Source organism: Haloglycomyces albus DSM 45210, assembly GCF_000527155.1.
Taxonomy (GTDB): Bacteria; Actinomycetota; Actinomycetes; order Mycobacteriales; family Micromonosporaceae; genus Haloglycomyces; species Haloglycomyces albus.
Genome location: NZ_AZUQ01000001.1, coordinates 1,820,958 through 1,839,141, shown reverse-complemented (window position 1 = coordinate 1,839,141; position 18,184 = coordinate 1,820,958). Strand labels below are relative to the sequence as shown.

The 18,184-nt window shown below is 60.4% G+C and carries 17 protein-coding genes and 1 CRISPR repeat array; of the genes, 8 read left to right on the top strand and 9 right to left on the bottom strand.

Annotated elements, in window-relative coordinates; genetic code table 11:
• The first annotated feature begins 10 nt into the window (after positions 1–10).
• A complete protein-coding gene (locus HALAL_RS0108625) occupies positions 11–1,198 on the top strand; it encodes a homogentisate 1,2-dioxygenase (RefSeq protein WP_025273617.1) in 1,188 nt (395 codons plus the stop codon).
• A gap of 48 nt (positions 1,199–1,246) precedes the next feature.
• Here HALAL_RS0108625 and HALAL_RS0108620 read toward each other — a convergent pair whose 3' ends face one another.
• Together HALAL_RS0108620 and HALAL_RS0108615 are read right to left on the bottom strand one after the other, a co-directional pair.
• Positions 1,247–3,373 (bottom strand): transglycosylase domain-containing protein, encoded by a 2,127-nt coding sequence (locus tag HALAL_RS0108620; RefSeq protein WP_025273616.1) that lies wholly within the window; start codon positions 3,371–3,373, stop codon positions 1,247–1,249.
• Between the two features lie 250 nt (positions 3,374–3,623).
• A complete protein-coding gene (locus HALAL_RS0108615; protein WP_025273615.1) occupies positions 3,624–4,319 on the bottom strand; it encodes a hypothetical protein in 696 nt (231 codons plus the stop codon).
• A gap of 179 nt (positions 4,320–4,498) precedes the next feature.
• Between HALAL_RS0108615 and metG the strand changes: the two genes are divergently transcribed.
• The 3 genes from metG (at position 4,499) to HALAL_RS0108600 (ending at position 8,185) form a co-directional block, all read left to right on the top strand.
• Positions 4,499–6,289, top strand: a complete 1,791-nt coding sequence (metG, locus tag HALAL_RS0108610) for a methionine--tRNA ligase (protein ID WP_025273614.1) — start codon at positions 4,499–4,501, stop codon at positions 6,287–6,289.
• 96 nt (positions 6,290–6,385) lie between these two features.
• Positions 6,386–7,243, top strand: a complete 858-nt coding sequence (locus tag HALAL_RS0108605) for a TatD family hydrolase (RefSeq protein WP_025273613.1) — start codon at positions 6,386–6,388, stop codon at positions 7,241–7,243.
• 189 nt (positions 7,244–7,432) lie between these two features.
• Complete coding sequence (locus tag HALAL_RS0108600; RefSeq protein ID WP_035534455.1) at positions 7,433–8,185, top strand: DsbA family protein; 753 nt, start codon at positions 7,433–7,435, stop codon at positions 8,183–8,185.
• A gap of 39 nt (positions 8,186–8,224) precedes the next feature.
• Here HALAL_RS0108600 and HALAL_RS0108595 read toward each other — a convergent pair whose 3' ends face one another.
• The 5 genes from HALAL_RS0108595 to HALAL_RS0108575 all read right to left on the bottom strand — a co-directional run bounded on the left by HALAL_RS0108595 (position 8,225) and on the right by HALAL_RS0108575 (position 12,255).
• Complete coding sequence (locus tag HALAL_RS0108595) at positions 8,225–8,974, bottom strand: energy-coupling factor ABC transporter ATP-binding protein (RefSeq protein ID WP_029767620.1); 750 nt, start codon at positions 8,972–8,974, stop codon at positions 8,225–8,227.
• A gap of 40 nt (positions 8,975–9,014) precedes the next feature.
• The gene (cbiQ, locus tag HALAL_RS0108590; RefSeq protein WP_025273610.1) at positions 9,015–9,779 is read right to left on the bottom strand and encodes a cobalt ECF transporter T component CbiQ; all 765 of its coding nucleotides are present in this window, start codon (positions 9,777–9,779) and stop codon (positions 9,015–9,017) included.
• A 3-nt stretch (positions 9,780–9,782) separates the two neighbouring features.
• Positions 9,783–10,124 (bottom strand): PDGLE domain-containing protein, encoded by a 342-nt coding sequence (locus HALAL_RS0108585; RefSeq protein WP_025273609.1) that lies wholly within the window; start codon positions 10,122–10,124, stop codon positions 9,783–9,785.
• Positions 10,117–10,824 carry an energy-coupling factor ABC transporter permease gene (locus HALAL_RS0108580; RefSeq protein WP_025273608.1) on the bottom strand — a complete coding sequence of 236 codons (708 nt, stop codon included), beginning with the start codon at positions 10,822–10,824 and terminating at the stop codon, positions 10,117–10,119. The genes HALAL_RS0108585 and HALAL_RS0108580 overlap by 8 nt, the downstream gene beginning before the upstream one ends.
• A 231-nt stretch (positions 10,825–11,055) precedes the next feature.
• Positions 11,056–12,255 (bottom strand): DUF418 domain-containing protein, encoded by a 1,200-nt coding sequence (locus HALAL_RS0108575; RefSeq protein WP_025273607.1) that lies wholly within the window; start codon positions 12,253–12,255, stop codon positions 11,056–11,058.
• Between the two features lie 253 nt (positions 12,256–12,508).
• Here HALAL_RS0108575 and bcp point away from each other — a divergent pair, with 253 nt between their 5' ends.
• On the top strand, positions 12,509–12,982 hold the full coding sequence (gene bcp / locus HALAL_RS0108570; RefSeq protein WP_025273606.1) for a thioredoxin-dependent thiol peroxidase: 474 nt from the start codon (positions 12,509–12,511) through the stop codon (positions 12,980–12,982).
• 72 nt (positions 12,983–13,054) lie between these two features.
• On the opposite strand, the gene HALAL_RS0108565 is transcribed toward bcp, so the two are convergent.
• Both HALAL_RS0108565 and HALAL_RS19320 read right to left on the bottom strand, forming a co-directional pair.
• Positions 13,055–13,282: a hypothetical protein gene (locus HALAL_RS0108565; protein ID WP_025273605.1), complete on the bottom strand. Its 228-nt coding sequence runs from the start codon at positions 13,280–13,282 to the stop codon at positions 13,055–13,057.
• Positions 13,283–13,393: 111 nt separating this feature from the next.
• Positions 13,394–13,788: direct repeats of the CRISPR family, unit length 28 nt; unit sequence GAGCTATCCCCGCGTAGGCGGGGGCTAC.
• A 21-nt stretch (positions 13,789–13,809) separates the two neighbouring features.
• Positions 13,810–13,980: a type I-E CRISPR-associated endoribonuclease Cas2 gene (locus HALAL_RS19320; RefSeq protein WP_342670473.1), complete on the bottom strand. Its 171-nt coding sequence runs from the start codon at positions 13,978–13,980 to the stop codon at positions 13,810–13,812.
• Positions 13,981–14,168: 188 nt separating this feature from the next.
• On the opposite strand from HALAL_RS19320, the gene HALAL_RS0108560 reads away from it, so the two are divergent.
• Genes HALAL_RS0108560 through HALAL_RS0108550 form a run of 3 tightly spaced genes read left to right on the top strand, consistent with a single transcriptional unit; the run spans position 14,169 to position 18,138 of the window.
• Positions 14,169–14,900, top strand: coding sequence for an NUDIX hydrolase (locus HALAL_RS0108560; protein WP_025273604.1), 732 nt, complete (start codon positions 14,169–14,171; stop codon positions 14,898–14,900).
• A 2-nt stretch (positions 14,901–14,902) separates the two neighbouring features.
• The gene (locus HALAL_RS0108555) at positions 14,903–16,060 is read left to right on the top strand and encodes a 5'-methylthioadenosine/S-adenosylhomocysteine nucleosidase family protein (protein WP_025273603.1); all 1,158 of its coding nucleotides are present in this window, start codon (positions 14,903–14,905) and stop codon (positions 16,058–16,060) included.
• Positions 16,057–18,138, top strand: coding sequence for a hypothetical protein (locus tag HALAL_RS0108550; protein ID WP_025273602.1), 2,082 nt, complete (start codon positions 16,057–16,059; stop codon positions 18,136–18,138). The genes HALAL_RS0108555 and HALAL_RS0108550 overlap by 4 nt, the downstream gene beginning before the upstream one ends.
• The last annotated feature ends 46 nt before the right edge of the window (positions 18,139–18,184 follow it).

Below are 18,184 nucleotides of genomic sequence, written 5' to 3'. Positions count from 1 at the left end.
GGAGTCAACGATGCCTTTCTACCAGCAAGTCGGGGAGATTCCCCCCAAGCGTCACACTCAGTTCCGCCAACCCGACGGCACGCTCTACCACGAAGAACTCATGGGACAGGAAGGATTCTCTTCCGATTCGTCTCTCCTCTACCACCGTTATCGTCCCACTGCCATCAGTTCGAGCGAAGTGGTCAATCCCGATGACGGCGCCCCCAGTCCCAATCATCCCTTGAAACCGCGACATCTGCGTACGCACAAATTGAACGGCACCGGAAACGACGCGATTTTCGGGCGACAACCTCTTCTCTCCAATGCAGACTGTCGGATTTCCTATGCGAACGCGACTGTGACGAGTCCGCTGTATCGCAATTCGCTCGGGGACGAATGCATTTATGTGGAATCAGGTTCCGCGACGGTGCAAACGTCCTTTGGGGAAATCGATATCAGCGGTGGGGATTATCTGATCATCCCCATGGCCACGATTTACCGCGTCATTCCCACCGGGGACGACCCCCTGCGTACGCTCGTGGTGGAGTCGACCGGGCACATTACTCCCCCAAAACGGTATCTATCGGTACGGGGTCAATTCCTGGAGCATTCCCCATATTGCGAACGTGATCTGCGCGCACCCACCTCTCCCCTGCAACTCGAGGGCGACAACGTCGACGTTTACGTGCAGCACAAGGGGCGCGGTTCGCAAACACTGTGGACTCGTTTCACTTATGACAAGCATCCTTTCGACGTCGTCGGTTGGGACGGTTGTCTGTATCCGTGGGTGTTTTCCATTCACGATTTCGAACCGATCACCGGTCGCATTCATCAACCGCCGCCGGTGCATCAGACGTTCCAGGGACCGAATTTCGTCATCTGTTCCTTCGTGCCGCGAAAAGTGGACTATCACCCGGATTCCATTCCGGTTCCCTACAACCACCACAATGTGGATTCCGACGAGGTCATGTTCTATACCGGAGGCGATTACGAGGCCCGCAAGGGTTCCGGAATCGAACAGGGTTCGATTTCAGTGCATCCCTCCGGGTTCACCCACGGACCGCAGCCCGGTGCCCCCGAGCGCGCGATCGGAGCGGAGTCCTTTGACGAGCTCGCCGTCATGATCGATACCTTCCGACCTTTGGAGCTGTGCGGAGCGGCCTTCGACTGTGAGGACACCGGTTACGCCTGGACGTGGAAGTACGGCGAATCGGAATAGACCGTACGAGTGCCCACCTCACGCGTGGGCACTCTCCGACGATCACCGTCAGCGGATATGACTTTCGGGTGGAGTAAAGGATCCCTCCGGGTTGTTGTCCCAGCTCTCTCGCAACACCTGCGTGGAAACGTCGACCGAGGCACCGCGCCATTTTCGGGGAATGGTCCGGTTGGGCTGGTCGGGATCACCGGTGAAGGTGGATACCGCGGTGTTGGGGGTGAACCCGGCGAACCAGCTGGTGCGGTCTTCGTCGGACGTACCGGTCTTACCGGCCACCGGCCCGCCGACCTGTCTGGCCATATCGGAGGCCGTCCCGCCTCCACCGCATTTACCGGTGACGGCTCCGTATCCGGTCGTACAGCGAGCCGCGTCGAGGGCGGCACGGGAGATTTCGGTGTCCAAGGCTCGACGACATTCGGGTTCAACGACGGTAGTGTCGCCTTTCCCGGTGGTGATTTCAGTGGCGGGCATGGGACTGCAGTACATGCCGTCGGCCGCCAGTACCGCATACGACGAGGCCAGATCCACCGCAGTGGTGTCGGAAACGCCCAGCGTGAACTGCCCCCAGCCACCGGGGTCGTCGGCCAGGGAACGGTCCTTGGCCGCCCGGAATTTGATTCCCATGCGGCTGGCCACGTCAACGACCTTCTCCGCACCGATACGCTCGATCAGCTGCACGTAATAGGTGTTGATCGACTGTCCGAAGGCGCTCCACATATTGAACGTTCCATGCATTGAGGACACGGCGTTCTTGGGGCACCAGAATCCGCCGCAACTGGCCGGTCCGTCATCTCCGACCGCGTATCCGGTGGGATAGCGAAACGGCGAGTAAATCGAGGTGTCGAGGGTGTATCCCTGTTCCAGCGCCGCGATTTGAGTGAACAGTTTGAACGACGAACCCGCCTGGAAACCGGAGGCGTCACTGTTGCCGCTCAAGAGCGGATTGGTCGTATTGGGGTACGTCCCCTTGCCCGGGCCGCCGGTGTTGTCCCCGTTGTCGGAGATGTCGAGCGAATAGTTGCGATTGATGGCCATGGTCTGAATCGCTCCGGTACCCGGTTCGACCGCCGCCGACCCGAGCGCGAAGGACTCACCGGTCGCGATGTTCTCTTCAATGGCCTCCTCGGCGGCCTCCTGCATGTCCAGATCAAGGGTCGAAATGATCTCGTATCCGCCTCGGTCGAGACGGGCCCGACGCTGCTCGGGAGAGGCTCCGAAGTCTTCCTGCTGCGACCACCATCTTTCAAAATAGTCGACGAAGAACCCGTACTCGGAATCGATGGCCCCGCCCTGATCGCCGTCGTCCTCATGCGGATCGAGCTCGATGTCGCGGAGAGTATAGGACGTGTATTCGGACTGCGAGATGAAGTCGTTGGCCAATTCCCGTTCCAGGACGTGATTGCGGCGTTTGGTCGCCGCTTCCGTGGAACCGGAAATCGGGTCGTACAGATTCGGGTTCTTCACCAGACCCGCCAATAGCGCGGCCTCGTCCCGAGTCAACTCGTCGGTCGTCTTATTGAAATACGTCCGCGCCGCGGCCCCGATACCGTACGCGCCGTGCCCGAAGTACACCGTGTTGAGATAACCGGTAAGAATCTCCTCCTTGGTCATCTCCTTCTCCAAGGCGAGCGCGTAGCCCATTTCCTTTACCTTACGATCCGGAGTGACCTCGGTGGCCGCCGCGACCTCATCGGGAGAGGCGGCCGTATAGGCGAGGACCTGGCGCACATACTGCATCGTGATCGTGGAGGCACCTTCGGACGCCTCACCGGAGCCCATATTGGTGACCGCCGCGCGCATCACCCCACGCGGATCGACACCGTTGTGTTCGAAAAACCGTTCGTCCTCCACCGCCACAACGGCGTCACGAACCGTTTCCGGAATCTCCTCGGCGGTCAGATCGACACGATACTGATCGCCGAACGTAGCGATGGGGGTCTCACCATCCGCCGCGTACAGCACCGACGCCTTCGGAGCGGCCGGAAGCACGAGATCGGCGGGAAGATCCATAATGGTCTCGGAACCCACCTTCGCGGCACCTCCCACCGCCACGGTCAGCGGCGCCATCAACAGGGCGACAATGATTCCGGCCAGAACGGAGGTCGGCCCGATCGCAAAAAGCGCACGCCGTTGCTTTCGGTCAAGGGGTCCAAACCAAGATGTCGTTGCGTTCAAAACTCACTGTCCCTACGATTCGCTACGTTGACTCCCCAAGGGCGGCGGGCAACCGTATCCTAGGAGTGTGTACCGTGGGCACGCCACCAGAAACAACCCCGAACGGACGGGCCTCGTCCATCGGCCGTTCCCTCGGGCCGGGGTGTCTGCGAATTTTCCATCCTACCGCACGGCGAACCTGACATTCTTAAAGTCGCCTATGAATGCGAAACTCACCACGTGGCGATGGGGACGCTTTTCTCCCGCTCCTTTAGATAAACAGCGACACCGCTCCAACGCCGACAAAGCCAAGCCACAACGCCCCGGCAAACGTCACGCACGCCAAGCGCGCCGCCCGCTTCCCACTGTAGAGACGTCCGGCACCGCTTACATAAACGAACACCATGGTTGTGATGACGTAGAATCCCAGCGGAATGAGCGCTCGCAACCACAGGCCGAGATCGTCACCGATATAGACGGTGTCGTTGACGACCTCCGCCTCTCGCGTTTGCCCTACGTCGGCGGCGCTCACGTCTCCAATCAGATCGACCGATGTCTCCTCCCACGGCTGGACCGAGGCATCCGAATCCACCACCATTCCGCTGCATTGCGGAGCGAAGCCGCCCGCGCAGGTCGTCACTTCGACCTGCTGCGTCTCTCCCCAACCCAACGCCAGCATCGTCGCGGGTGCCGCCACCCAGGCGAAGAACGCCATGACACAGGCCAACACCACGATTCCCGGCAGAGTCCAGGTCGGACGCCGATGTTGCCGCCGTTCGGGGACGCCGAGGATCGACCGGGAGCGGGTCCGGTCGTCGTCTTTCCTTGGTTTGTCCCAAATCGAGGTAATGGCGGCGACGGCCTCGTCCTGACTACCGTGCGGGGGTCGCGCACCGGGTACTTTGGGCGCGTCCGGTCCCGGATTCCAGGAGAATTCGGTATGTGGCGTTTGCGGCGTTTCCGACATAATGGTATTTGATCATTATTCGGGCACGAAATCGTTCCAAAACACGAACTCGCTCGTCCTCGTAAGTGTAGTTCTGCCGACAGAGGGGCACCGGTGACGGCGATGGAACCGCTCTCAATATCTGACTGACCACGGCAGGCGAGTTGGAGCACCTGCGTCGAACCTATAGGATTAATTGCATGACACACGTATTGACTGCGCTGGCTTGGCCGTACGCCAATGGTCCACGCCATATCGGGCATGTTGCCGGTTTCGGGGTTCCCGCGGACGTATTCTCCCGTTACATGCGAATGCGCGGTCACGACGTACTCATGGTCTCCGGTACCGACGAGCACGGCACACCGATTCTGGTGCAGGCCGACGAGGAGGGCCTGTCTCCCGAGGAGGCCGCCGCCAAATACAACCGGATCATCGTCGAGGACCTGCGCCGTCTGGGCCTGTCCTACGACCTGTTCACCCGCACCACCACCGGCAATCACTACGCGACGGTGCAGCGCCTGTTCACCGGGCTGTACGACAACGGCTACATCTTGGAAAAGACCACCCAGGGGGCCATCAGCCCGTCGACCGGCCGGACGCTGCCCGACCGTTACATCGAGGGCACCTGTCCCCACTGTGGTTTCGATTCGGCGCGCGGCGACCAGTGCGACGACTGCGGTCGTCAACTCGATCCCACCGACCTGATCGACCCGCGTTCCCGCATCAACGGCGAGGCCCCCAAGTTCGTCGAGGAAAACCATTTCTTCCTCGACCTGCCGGCCTTCGCCGACGCGCTGAACGACTGGCTGGACACGCGAACGGGCTGGCGTCCCAACGTCGTTCGCTTCACCAAGAACCTGCTGGAAGACCTGCAGCCGCGTGCGATCTCGCGCGACCTCGACTGGGGTGTGCCGATCCCGCTCGACGGGTGGAAAGACCGAGGCGACAAGCGCCTGTACGTCTGGTTCGACGCCGTGATCGGTTACCTGAGCGCCTCGATCGAATGGGCACGGCGCTCCGGCGATCCCGAAGCCTGGAAGAAATGGTGGCACGACCCGGAAGCGATCTCGTATTACTTCATGGGTAAGGACAACATCGTCTTCCACTCCGAAATCTGGCCGGCCATGCTCCTCGGCCACAACGGCGACGGTGCCAAGGGCGGACAACCCGGTGAACTCGGGAAGTTGAACCTCCCCACCGAAGTGGTGTCCAGTGAGTTCCTCACCATGGAAGGGCGGCAGTTCTCCTCCTCGCGTCGTATCGTCATCTACGTGCGCGACTTCCTGGAACGCTACTCCGCCGACGCCCTGCGCTACTACATCTGCGCCGCCGGGCCGGAAAATCAGGACACGGACTTCACCTGGTCAGAGTTCCTGCGGCGCAACAATGACGAACTCGTGGCCGGATGGGGCAATCTGGTCAACCGGTCCATCGCCATGGCGGCGAAGAACTTCGGCGCCATCCCGGAGCCGACGGAGCTGGAGGACGTGGACCGCGAACTGCTCGACACCACCGCGAAGGCCTTCGAGACCGTCGGCGAGTTGATCGGCTCCAACCGGATTCGCGCGGCCACGTCCGAGGCTATGAAGGCCGTCGCGGCCGCGAACAAGTACCTGGCCGACACCACACCGTGGAAGCTCAAGGACGATCCCAAGCGTCAGGCCACGGTGCTGCATACGGTTCTGCAGGCGGTGAGCGACCTGAAGACCGTTCTCGCTCCGTTCCTCCCGCATTCCTCGCAGAAGGTGCACGAACTGCTGGGCGGCCAGGGCAACTTCGCCCCCATGCCGTACATCGACGAGGTGGAAGACCTCGACGAGGGCGGAGCGGTCTCGGGAACCTACCCGATTCTCACGGGCGACTACCACGACGCTCCCGCCTGGGAGTCGGTTCCCGTTAAGGTCGGCACTCAGCTGTCCAAACCGACGCCGATCTTCTCCAAACTCGACGCCTCCATCGTCGACGAGGAGCTGGAGCGGCTCAATAACTAATCGAATCCGTGACCGTGGCCGTCGGAATGGTTCCGGCGGCCACACACGTTTGGAGGATTTCGCGTCCTTGGCCGGTGGGCGTGGCACATTTGAAGGGTGTTTAAAACAGATCCAGCGCCACGTCCCGAAGCCCTACCGGTCCCCGTCGTAGACACGCACACCCACGTCGACCTCGTCGACGCGGGTTTTCCGGCGGATGCGGCCGTCATCGCGGAACCGACCTCACCACAGATCACCTCCTGGATCGACGAGGCCGCGACAGCGGGAGTCGAACACATCGTGCAGGTCGGTACGGACGTCGAATCCTCGCGGTGGGCCGCCGACCTCGCCGACCATGATCGCCGAGTTCTGGCCGCCGCGGCACTGCACCCCAATGACGCGCCCATCATGAACGACGTCTACCAGGCGCTCAACGACATCGACCAACTCGCCTACCGCGACCGCGTCGCCGCGCTGGGAGAAACGGGACTCGACTACTTTCGCACCGGCCCCGAGGGGCGCTACCTACAGCGCATGTCCTTCCGAGCCCATATCGAAATGGCCAAGCGGCACAATAAAACCCTCGTCATCCACGACCGTGAGGCCCACGACGACTGCCTGGCGATCCTCGACGACGAAGGAGCACCCGACCGGGTGATCTTCCACTGCTTTTCCGGCGACTACACCTTCGCCGAAGAATGCGCCAAACGCGGTTTCCACATGAGCTTCGCCGGAAACGTCACCTTCAAAAACGCCGGAGAGCTACGTAAGGCCCTGACATACGTGCCGGCGGAACTCATGCTGGTCGAAACCGACGCTCCGTTCATGGCCCCGATGCCCGTGCGCGGTCACCGCAACGAACCGGCCCTCACCGCCTACACCGTGCGCCACATCGCACACTTCCTCAATAAAGACCTGTCCAAACTCTGTTTCCAACTGGATCAGAACTCACGACACGCCTTCGGAACCTGGTAGTCACCGCACCACCACAGCACCTATTGCCTCAGTCACCATCAGGAACGGCTCACGAGGCGGCCGCGTCTAATACTCGTTTACCTCGTTGTGCCGATTAACGCAACAAGAGGATCGGTGCGGTGGTCACGAACCCGGAGATCACCGCACAACGCATCGACGTTACTATCCGACCCGATAAGGAACCCATTCATGAGCACTAATTCCCGTAGGCAGGCCGTTGCCGCGATGCAACAACAGCAGGCCGCCGAAAAGCGACGCAAGACAATACTGTTCAGCACCGTCGTCACCATCGCCATCGTCCTCATCGGCGGTCTCATCGGACTCGGGATTTATCTCAACAGCGGCGACGACGAAAACCGCGAAGTGGTCAACCCGGAAACGTCGACCACCGACGACTACGGACTCGTTCTCGGCGACGGACCGGTGACCCTCGACCTCTACGTCGACTTCCAATGCCCGGTCTGCAAGCAGTTCGAAAGCGAATACGGCGAGAAACTCATCGAATGGGTAGAGAACGAGGACGTGACCCTCAACTACCACATCCTCAACTTCCTCGACAGCAATCAAAACAGCGAATTCTCCAGCCGAGCCGGCAACGCCGTCATCAACGCCCTCGAAACCGGAGACGACATCCAATTCCTGGAGTACGCACAGGACGTCTTCCACAACCAACCCGAAGAAGGCTCCGGTAAAACCCTCACCAACTCCCAACTCATCACCATCGCCGAAGACTACGACTTCGGTTCGGAATTCGAAGACGGCGTCAACGACGAAAAATACGTCGGCTGGATCGACGAATCCAACGACAGCGCCCTCGACCGTGACGACATCAGCGGAACCCCGACGCTGTTCATCAACGGAGAGAAGGTCAGCAGCGAAGAAATGGCCGACTCCGAAGCGTTGATCGCCCAGATCGAATCCGACATCGAATCGGCGAAATAGACCCGTCCAAGGAGGAAGTCGCTGTCACGGGCGGCTTCCTCACGCCAATTCCGCCAGAGCCGCCCGCAGGGAAAACCCAAAGGGCAACTCCAAGGAATGCTTCTCCAAAAGCGCCCCATCGGCCAGGATTTCGGCGACCGGCCCTTCAGCGGCCACCCGACCATCGTCCAAAATCACCGCCCGCGAACACATCTGCAGGGCGTACGGCAAATCATGCGTCACCAGAATCAAGGTCGACACTTCCCGCCGCACCACATCGACCAACTGCCGCCGGGCGGCCGGATCCAGATTCGCCGACGGCTCGTCCAACACCACACAATCAGGACGCATCGCCAGAATCCCCGCCAACGCGGCACGACGCTGCTGCCCCACCGACAGGTGATGCGGAGCCCGCTCGGCCACGTCACTCAACCCCACGTCCGCCAAGGCCTCCGCAACACGCCTGTCCAGATCCTCGCCCGTAACGCCGTAATTAGCGAGACCAAAGGCGACATCCGCCGCCACGGTCGGCATGAACAACTGATCGTCGGGAATCTGAAACACAATACCGATCCTCCGGCGAACCTCACGCACCGTTTTGGGATCAAGAACCGTGCCCGCCACCGACGCCGTCCCGGTCGTCGGCTGCAGAAGACCGGCCAACAGCAACATCAGAGTGGTCTTCCCGGCCCCATTGGGCCCCAACACCGCGACCCGCTCACCCTCCCGCACCGAGAGCGACACGTCCCGCAACACCTCATGCCCGTCCGGATAGCGATATCCGACATCCCTCACGTCAACCGCCGCCACCACAACTCCTTCACATCGATTCGTTCCAACTTCGGTTCCGCTACCACACCAACACCGCCGCCAGCACGGCCGCAGCCGCCACCACCGGAGTCGACGCCACCGCCCACTCCGACACCCCGCACGGCCGAGGCCGCACGTCCAGAGGCAAACGCCCGGTATAGCCGCGAGCGGTCATGGCCATCCAGACGCGCTCGCCGCGTTCGAAACTACGGACGAAGATCGTTCCCAGACCACGGGCGATGGCGGCGGCCTGCCAAAGGAAACGCGGATTGTAACCGCGCGCCAGACGGGCTCGATTCTGGGCGGTCACTTCCGCCCACGTCAAATGGCCGTAACGCACCGCAAACGCCGCTATCTCCACCATCAAATCGGGGAGTTTCAAGCGTGACAGGCCCGCGAGGATATCGGCGATCGGAGTCGTGGCCGAAAAGAGCAGTGCCGCCCATACTCCGAGCGTGGCCTTGGCGGCGAGATTGAATCCCGCCCACAGGCCCGCTTCTGACACCGCCAGGCCCCACAGCTCCACTGTCGGGCCGGACATGAGGAAGGGAAACGCCACCGCCAGCAGGAGGAAGGGCAGCTCCACCACCGAGCGTTTGAGGATTCGTATCGGGCTGATCCGCGCAAGGCCCATGCACGCCAGCAGTATGACGGCATAGGACCCGAAGGCGAGAACCTCGGTACGCGGAGTGACTACCACGAGAACGGTAAAAGCCGCCAAGGCCATGATCTTGGCCTGTGGCGGCAGGTGGTGAGCCGGAGTGGACCGAGGTACATAAAGCACCTCGGCATGCGCTCCACTCATGGATTATTGCTTCTCCGCAGGACTACGCCGTGCCAACAGCCAGAACAGTCCGGTCGCCAGCAGCATCGTCACGATGACCCCGACGATCCCCGATACGGACACCGACAGGTTCTCTCCACTCAGGAAGCTGACGTCATAGTCGGCGAACGGTCCGCCGATTTCATGCTCCCCGGCCTGCTGTGCGATGCATTCGCCTGACACGACCTCTTCGTCGGCGTACTCACAGCCGTCGTCGATCGAGGCTTCCAAGCCGTCCGGGTTCGGTGAGGAAAACAGGGTGACCACTCCGGCGACCAGCAGAGTGGCGAGTAGGCCACCGAGGATGAATTTCGTGGTACTACGCATTTTGGGGTGTCCTCTCCTTGGCGTCGTCCGTGTTGAGCTGCCGGCCTTTCAAGGCCCACACCAGGTCCGGGCGGGTGGCGGCGACGGTGATCACGACGAAGGCACTGATGAGGCCTTCACCGATTCCAATCAGTACGTGGCTGCCGAGCATGGCTCCGGTCAAAGCCGAGAAGCTTTGCCCGAGCGGTTCACCGCCCATGGCGAATTGAACGAGGAACCCTAGGACGGATACCAAGACGCTCACGAAACCGGCGAGGAAGACCGAAACGGTGACTCCCACTTTCGTGCGCGGAAGGATCTTGAGGCCCACCGCTACCACGAGCGCGGCGCTGAGTGCCGTCAGTACGGCGATGTTCGTAATGTTAAGCCCCAGAGCGGTCAAACCGCCGTCGGCGAACATGAGCCCCTGGATGACCAGTACGACGGTGACGCATACGATCGCCAGCCACGGCCCCAGCAGGACGAGCGCCAAGGCGCCGCCCAGGAGATGGCCGGCGACTCCGGCCGCAATGGGGAACATGATCATCTGGGCGGCGAAAATGAACGCACAGGCCAATCCGGCCATGGGTACGAGCCGTTGATCCAGGTCTTGACGGGCTTTGTACAGAGAGAATCCCACCGCGATCAGGGCAATGACGCCGAAGATCGCCGAGGTGGGAATGTTGATGATTCCATTCGGTATATGGAGAGCGAGTTCCATAGGCAAGCCTTTCGACCGGGGAGTCGTCATGTGACTGTTCGAGGCCTGGACGCAACCAGGCTTGGCACCCAGTCACACACACTATTTCGAGAAACGTCTACGCCTCGAACAGTCGTGGAAACACAACTCGCTATCGAGCTATTGCAAGTATATTGCAATAGCCGATCGTATGCTGTCAACCGCACTACCAAGGGGTGAGATGACCGACATCTGATACCGAGGACTGCATTGCTATTTGGTCCGAACCAAGCGCCGCAACAGCGCGTCGGCCGGTCCGGGCTTCCCACTCCGCGCCAGCAGCACCGCGAGCGCCACGCCGATCGTCCAGACGCCCAGGGCCACTGCCATTCCGCTCGCCCTGTGGAGATGGTCGCCGAGCCCGATCAGGTCGGTGTGAAGTACGAGAGCCAGGCACACCGAGCAGAAGAGGTATACGGACATGGACCGCTGGCCCGCAGCTGCCAGGGCATTGGTCATGGGCCCGGGTTTCCGCTGCAACCGTCGTGCGATGAGGGCAAAGAGAGCAGTATAGCCCACTCCAGCCGCAATACCGGTCAGGATCTGGAGACCGAACAGCATGACGAACTGCCCGCCCGACACCGCGATAACGTCCAATCCGGCGAGCGTGAGTGGAAGAGCGCCTGCCAGAGATATCGAAATCCCGGTGAAGGCGAGGCGTTTCAGTTCCGGCAGATGTGCGTCGGGATTTTGCACATAGCCCCTCCTGCCGAGCCACATTCCCAGAAGTACGAAGATGAACATGGGAAAGAGCAGGGTGTTCACTGCCGGTGCGGCAACCATACCGACGGCGCGGCCTATCCAGTCTTCTGCCGTCAGGTATCCCCCGATTTCTCCGAATCCGTGTTCCTGCTCGCCGGAGGCGTCCATCGCGATTCCGGCGACGATCGATCCCACGCCGACGATGAGGGCGTAATAGGCGCCGGTTATCCACAGGGCAATCGTGAGAGCTTTATTGGAGCGGAAGAAGAGCCATCCCAGTACCAGTCCCGCGACGCCATAAGCGGCCAGCACCTCGCCCGGATAGACGAGCAAGGCGTGGAGCGCTCCGAAGGCCAAGAGCCAGAGACTGCGTCGGCGCAACAGGCGTCGGGACTGCGATGGTGACATTCCTTTGTGCTTCTGCGCGTCGATCATCATGACGATCCCAATGCCGAATAGAACCCCGAACAGGGGGAACGCTCGGTTCTCCAGCAATAGGGCGGATGCTGCCGAAGCGGCCTGATCGGCCACGGAACCGCCGAAGGCTTGCCCGTATCCGCCGATATCGTCGGCGGTGAGGTACACGCCCGAATAAGCGATGATGATCAGTAGCAGCATGAAGCCCCTGGCCAGGTCAGGTGCCAGGTGCCTCGGTGTTTCCGTCGGTCGGTGGGGAATGAATGGAGCGACCGATCCTGTCTGCGCGGTCATCGTTCCTCCTCTTGCCAGGTGTTTTCGCTTGTGAGGCAAACGTATCCAGGGTTATTCGAGGACTTCTACCTTTCGTCACGCTTATAAACGCGTGACGAAAACCCGTTCGAGGAGGTCCGAGAGCACTGTAAGCAGGCCTATCGCCACTGTCGCCGTGACAGCCGAAGTAGGCGAATGCGGTGTGGTGTTTTAACTCCATTACGAACCGGGGACTTTCAGATGTTTGTCAGGAAGGACGAGTATTCTGAATCCCGTGACTGTGAAACTTGAACCAGGAGATACCGCACCAGACTTCACCCTCCCCTCCGACACCGGCGAGGAGTTCTCCTTGTCGAGTCTGCGCGGCCACAAGGTAGTACTGTTCGCGTATCCCCGGGCCATGACGCCGGGGTGTACGAAAGAAGCCTGCGACTTCCGAGACAGCTTCCAGACCCTCAAGGACGCTGGATACGTTGTCCTCGGGATATCGCCCGATACGCCGGAGAAGCTAACACAGTTTGTCGAACGCGACGGGCTCAACTTCCCGCTGCTGTCCGACCCGGACAAGACCGTTCTGGAGTCGTACGGAGCTTTCGGAGAGAAGAAGAACTACGGCAAGCTCGTCAAGGGAGTCATCCGGTCCACCTTCGTGATCGACGAGGAAGGTCGGATCGAGCAGGCGCTCTACAACGTGCGAGCCACCGGCCACGTCGGTCGCGTCCTGAAGAAGTTGGACCTGGCGGAATAGTCTTTTCGGTGTGGGGACGCGTTCGTAGAGCTCCCCACACCGCTATCCGCCGCATCATTAAGTCCCAATCCCTCAACCGTCGACCCTGGCCTGTAGCGACCTCAGGGCCGGACGACGCGCATTGACCAGCACGAGGATCGTCGCCGCACCGCAGACCACGAATACGAACACGGCGAGTTCCATTCCCGCCCCGAATGTTGATATCCCCGCACCGATTCCAAAAGCGGCCAAAGCATTCCATGACATCATTCCCGCCGTGATGGGGATCAGTGCCTGCGACGACTCCGATGCCATACGCAAGGTAGGGAGCGCGACGCCTTGGTTCTTGACACGTTTCCTACCGGGTCGTCAGGGTTGGAATCCGGTGAGTAGGCCAGAAGGAACGACAGCCGGAGGCATCGCTCGATCGACGACCTAACCCCGCGTTGGCGGGGGCTACGCGTGGACGCACCACTGTACCCACATCGTCTCGGAGCTATCCCCGCGTTGGCGAGGGCTACGGTCCACACTGTCCAGGCCGTCTGACGAGGGAGGAGCTATCCCCGCGTAGGCGGGGGCTACTCCAGGTAGGAGTTGGCTAACCATCTCGGCGAAGAGCTATCCCCGCGTTGGCGGGGGCTACACGACAACCAATCATCACGGACACCACCGCGCCAGAGCTATCCCCGCGTTGGCGGGGGCTACGGCCGCCTGTCGCTTTCGCGCGATTTCGGCGGCGAGCTATCCCCGCGTAGGCGGGGGCTACTGCCCTGCTCTCCACTCTCGATCCGGACAACGGGAGCTATCCCCGCGTAGGCGGGGGCTACAGTCGACGACCTGCACCTCCATCACGACTTTGGCCGGTTTTCGTCCGCCTCTTTTTCACTTGGCCTCCAAGGCTCGTGAGGATCTCTCGGTCGGGCCAACAGCATCAAGCCGTCAAAGTCAGTTGGTTTCCAACGTTCGCGACCCGCAGTTCGAAAAGCGCAATCCTGTTCAGTCGCAGCCGACTCGATCATGACCGCTTGGCCATCACCAATCCGCGCACGGATAGTTCCCACATATTGTCGCACATTCGCCTATTACCCACACCGCTCAACAACCACCGACGACTGGACGGAATCGATCCAAGGGCATTGAGGGGGTTGCATTCGGCTTAATCCTCACCCTACACTTATTGTCATATTGACAGTAAAAGGAGATTTTCTTGTCCGACAACGAACAACCATGGACACCACCCGCCGTACTCGTAGCCGTCGACCTCGTCATTCTCACTCTGCGCGCCTCAACCTTCCACGTACTGCTCGTGGAACGCGGAATCGAACCCTTTCAGGGACAACACGCCCTCCCCGGCGGATTTCTCAACAACTCCAAAGAGGATGTTTACGACGCCGCCCTACGCGAACTGCAAGAAGAAGCCGACCTCGACGGTTCAAAACTGCACATCGAACAACTCGGCGCTTACGGCAAACCCGACCGCGACCCCAGAGGTCGAGTCCTATCGGTCGCCTACCTGACCATCGCACCGGGCCTACCCGAACCGTCCGCTGGAACCGACGCCGCCGCAGCCGCCTGGATACCCGTCGACGACGTTCTCTCCCACAAAGTCGAACTGGCCTTCGACCATCGCCAGATCCTCACCGACGCCGTCGAACAGGCCCGCATAAAACTGGAACACACGCCGCTCGCCACGGCTTTCTGCGATGACACGTTCACTATCGCCGATCTGCAACGCGTCTACGAAGCCGTCTGGGGCGTTCGCCTCGACATGCGCAACTTCTACCGCAAAGTCCAGCGCACTCCCGGATTCATCGAAGCCACCGGGACGAGCCTCCGCCCGCAACGGGGTCGCCCGGCGCGGGTGTTTCGAGCCGGACCGGCAACGGTCCTGCACCCGCCTCTGTCCCGTCCCGACACCACCGACGACCTAGGAGAGTAACGATGGTGGACATTGTGGTCCTTACAGCCTTGAACTGCGAATTCGAGGCGGTCCGGCAATACATAAAGGAACCCGAAAGGTATCGTCACGACGCCGGAACGGGATTCGACATTGGATACCTGGCCGATTCCGACTGTCGGATCGCCCTCGTGCGCACCGGTGCCGGAAATCAACCGGCTGCAATTCTCGCCGAGCGGGCCGTTACCGAATTCGCTCCTCGGGCCGTGTTTTTCGTCGGTGTCGCCGGTGCCTTGTGGGATTCCCCCGGACTCGGCGACGTTGTGGTGGCGTCCCGCGTATACGCCTATCACGGTGGCACCAGCGAAGACGACGGTCTCAAGGCCCGCCCGCGTGTTTGGGAAGCACCGCATTTGATCGATCAGATCGCCAACGAGATCATCCGCTCCGGCATCTGGACCGAACGCCTGCCACCAGAGACCCCAACGCCTACAGCGGTATCGGCCCCGATCGCGGCTGGGGAGGTTGTACAGAACTCCCGTGTCTCCCGAGAAGCGCAATGGATTCGCCGCCACTACAACGACGCGACCGCCATCGAGATGGAGTCTGCGGGCGTCGCTCAGGCCGCTCATCTCAACAGCGTCGACATCGCCGTCGTACGCGGAATCAGCGATAAAGCCGACGGAACGAAAGGCAGCGACGGAGACGTCGAGTGGCAACCTCGGGCCGCCGAGCACGCCGCGATGTTCGCCGTTCAACTCGCCCAGGAATACATGCACGAAGTAAAGGACCAACCCATGAGATCACGTAAATCCGATTCGTCCCCTGCGACCATCCACAGCCCACACGTTTCCAACGTGGCTCACGGTACGGTCGGAGTTCAGGCCGCCAACATAACGGGAAGTACCGTCCAGGTCAATTCACCGTCGATCGGTTCCACTGAAACCGATGCCCGGACCGCCGTCGACAAGCTGCGTACGCACCTCGACAACAACTACGCCAACGGCGAGATCGATGACGATGTCTACCGCGAAGCAATGAACGAGATCGATACTGCCGCATCCGGTTTGGATAATCCAAGTGCTGGCGATAAGAAGAAATCGGTATTGGCGCTCAAGAAGCTCCGGGGTCTCGCAGGCGAGACGACAAACGTCGCCGCCAATATCGCCCTAGTGATCACGGCGGTGAACGGTCTGTCATGAGTGACGAATTCTCCAACGAACCGCCGTATTCCGCCGGCACCTCCAATTTCGCCGCCGCTGGTTCCCATGTCGGAATCCAAGCGGACGAGATCCATGACTCCGATATATACGTCTACTATGAAGATTCACCTCCATCGGTGAAATACAACGTCGGGGTCAGATACTTGAACCATGGAGTTCCTTTCAAAGCCGAAGAAGCGATCGCAGGGGCAGTAGCAGACGGCTTGAACAATCCGGAAGTTCGGTTCCATTGGATATTGGCGATACTGAGCAAACGGTCGTACCGGGACCTATCGAATGGCGAACGAGATCGCCTCGATATCCTATGCAACGACGCTGCTGCCGATCCGCAGGATGTGTACCAACAGGCATTGGAAGCGGTCGGAGATCTCCTGTCGCACTTGGCTAACGCGGAAGGCATTGCTGATGAGACCGAGAAGAAGATCCTGATACTGCCTCCTGATATCCGCGCCAAGATCGATCGTGATTTGGGACTGATCTTGTCAGGCGGTATTAGAGACAAGCTCTGGAAGGAAACCAGAGATCGTTCCAGAGTGGAACGGTTCGGCAATGACAGACTTGCGCGGATCTGGGCGTATTTTCATCCCGATCCCATTCCACCGCGCCAGCAGGTACCCCGTCCGCCGTCGTTCCACTCAGCCGATCGATTCCGCCTCTTCACCACTGCCACGTTGTCCGTTCTGTCCCTGGGATACCTGGGATGGTCGGTAGCGATCGCGGGAAACATAACGGCGATCGCGGCCTACCTGGCAGCCGTCGTTTTCTCCGCAGTTGGATGTCGTAGTCTCGCAGACTGGCACTTCCGGGCCCACCGCCTCAAAACCGAGGCTGAACGTTACCGCCCAATCGCCGACGATTCAGGACCGCGAGGCAGTGGATTCGCCTCAGCCGTCCACCGCAATTTCACATTCTATTTCAGCAAATATCGGCCCAACGGCGTAGAGGTCGAAAACTGGTTGATGGCGACCTCAGGGATTCGCAACAGCTTGCGATCCGAGATCACCTTGATGTATCGGGAACAACGCGTTCTCGCAGAACGGGTGAATTGGCTGATTGCCTTCCTCGCACGCGATGTCAGAAAGCAATGGCGGCAAGGCCGTCTACCTCGCTACCGAGTCCGTTACCGTCTTCCAGTTGCGATGGTGGCACGCACAATACTGTGTGGCGCAATGGTACTGGCGTCCGTCGTTCCCATCGTGACAACAGCACTTCCGGAATCTCCGTTTATCGGATCGATCGCCCTCATAGCGGCTATAGTGGCCGTTCCGATGGCGGTGCGGTTGTGGCTGCACCAAAACACTGAGCTTCGGCGAGTTCGCGACGAGAGCGCAGATATGGAAGAAGAATTCCATGCCAGGGTTGTGGAGTTCAAGCGTTGGAAAGCCAAACTCGTGGCGACCCGTCCCACCGAAGGTGAAATGGAAACCTGGCTGTACTGCGATAAGACCGCGCTCTTGGACAATGCCCTGGAACACTACCACCTTTCGTGGCATGACGTCCTCGCTTATGCTGTCATTCAAGCACCGGCTCGCAGTCGCCAGAGACGTAAGGTTCCCGGTGGGCAGTGGCGGTACAGTCGCTACGACCTCCGACTCTTCCTAATCACCAGAGACGGTGTGCGCGAGATCAGCTCAACCCTGAACTTTCGAACCGGTGAATTCTCCGGGCAGACGAGAAACAACTACCGCTTCGATGCCGTCGCCTCCGCCAAGGTAACCGAAAGCTCCAGCGCCGCATTCACTCTCAAGTTGATACTGTCGAATGGTCCGGAGATCGATATCAGCGTCAGAGATCCGGAAGTCAGTAGCGATACAACGGAATCTCCCGACGAAGCTCCCACCATCAACCTCGACGTCTCCGGATTTAACCATGCGCTACACCTTCTCGAAGGTATCGCCGCCGAAGGCAAACATTGGGTAGAACGCGAGTTTGGAATCGATCCGGAGCGATGCCCTATGTCCACCAATCGCTTACCACAATCTACGTCCCAACCCATGTCCTTGGTGATGCCGTTGAAAACCGCCTCAAACCCTAACGGCATCACCGCGACGCATTAGTTCGGATGCGTACTTCGCGACATGCATCGCACTGACACCAGAGATT

Bases quoted from the DNA above. Each gene is read 5' to 3' on its own strand.
- HALAL_RS0108625 (WP_025273617.1), top strand. From the start codon at position 11: ATGCCTTTCTACCAGCAAGTCGGGGAGATTCCCCCCAAGCGTCACACT.
- HALAL_RS0108615 (WP_025273615.1), bottom strand. From the start codon at position 4,319: ATGTCGGAAACGCCGCAAACGCCACATACCGAATTCTCCTGGAATCCG.
- metG (WP_025273614.1), top strand. From the start codon at position 4,499: ATGACACACGTATTGACTGCGCTGGCTTGGCCGTACGCCAATGGTCCA.
- HALAL_RS0108600 (WP_035534455.1), top strand. From the start codon at position 7,433: ATGAGCACTAATTCCCGTAGGCAGGCCGTTGCCGCGATGCAACAACAG.
- cbiQ (WP_025273610.1), bottom strand. From the start codon at position 9,779: ATGAGTGGAGCGCATGCCGAGGTGCTTTATGTACCTCGGTCCACTCCG.
- HALAL_RS0108585 (WP_025273609.1), bottom strand. From the start codon at position 10,124: ATGCGTAGTACCACGAAATTCATCCTCGGTGGCCTACTCGCCACTCTG.
- HALAL_RS0108580 (WP_025273608.1), bottom strand. From the start codon at position 10,824: ATGGAACTCGCTCTCCATATACCGAATGGAATCATCAACATTCCCACC.
- HALAL_RS0108575 (WP_025273607.1), bottom strand. From the start codon at position 12,255: ATGACCGCGCAGACAGGATCGGTCGCTCCATTCATTCCCCACCGACCG.
- HALAL_RS19320 (WP_342670473.1), bottom strand. From the start codon at position 13,980: ATGATCGAGTCGGCTGCGACTGAACAGGATTGCGCTTTTCGAACTGCG.
- HALAL_RS0108555 (WP_025273603.1), top strand. From the start codon at position 14,903: ATGGTGGACATTGTGGTCCTTACAGCCTTGAACTGCGAATTCGAGGCG.
- HALAL_RS0108550 (WP_025273602.1), top strand. From the start codon at position 16,057: ATGAGTGACGAATTCTCCAACGAACCGCCGTATTCCGCCGGCACCTCC.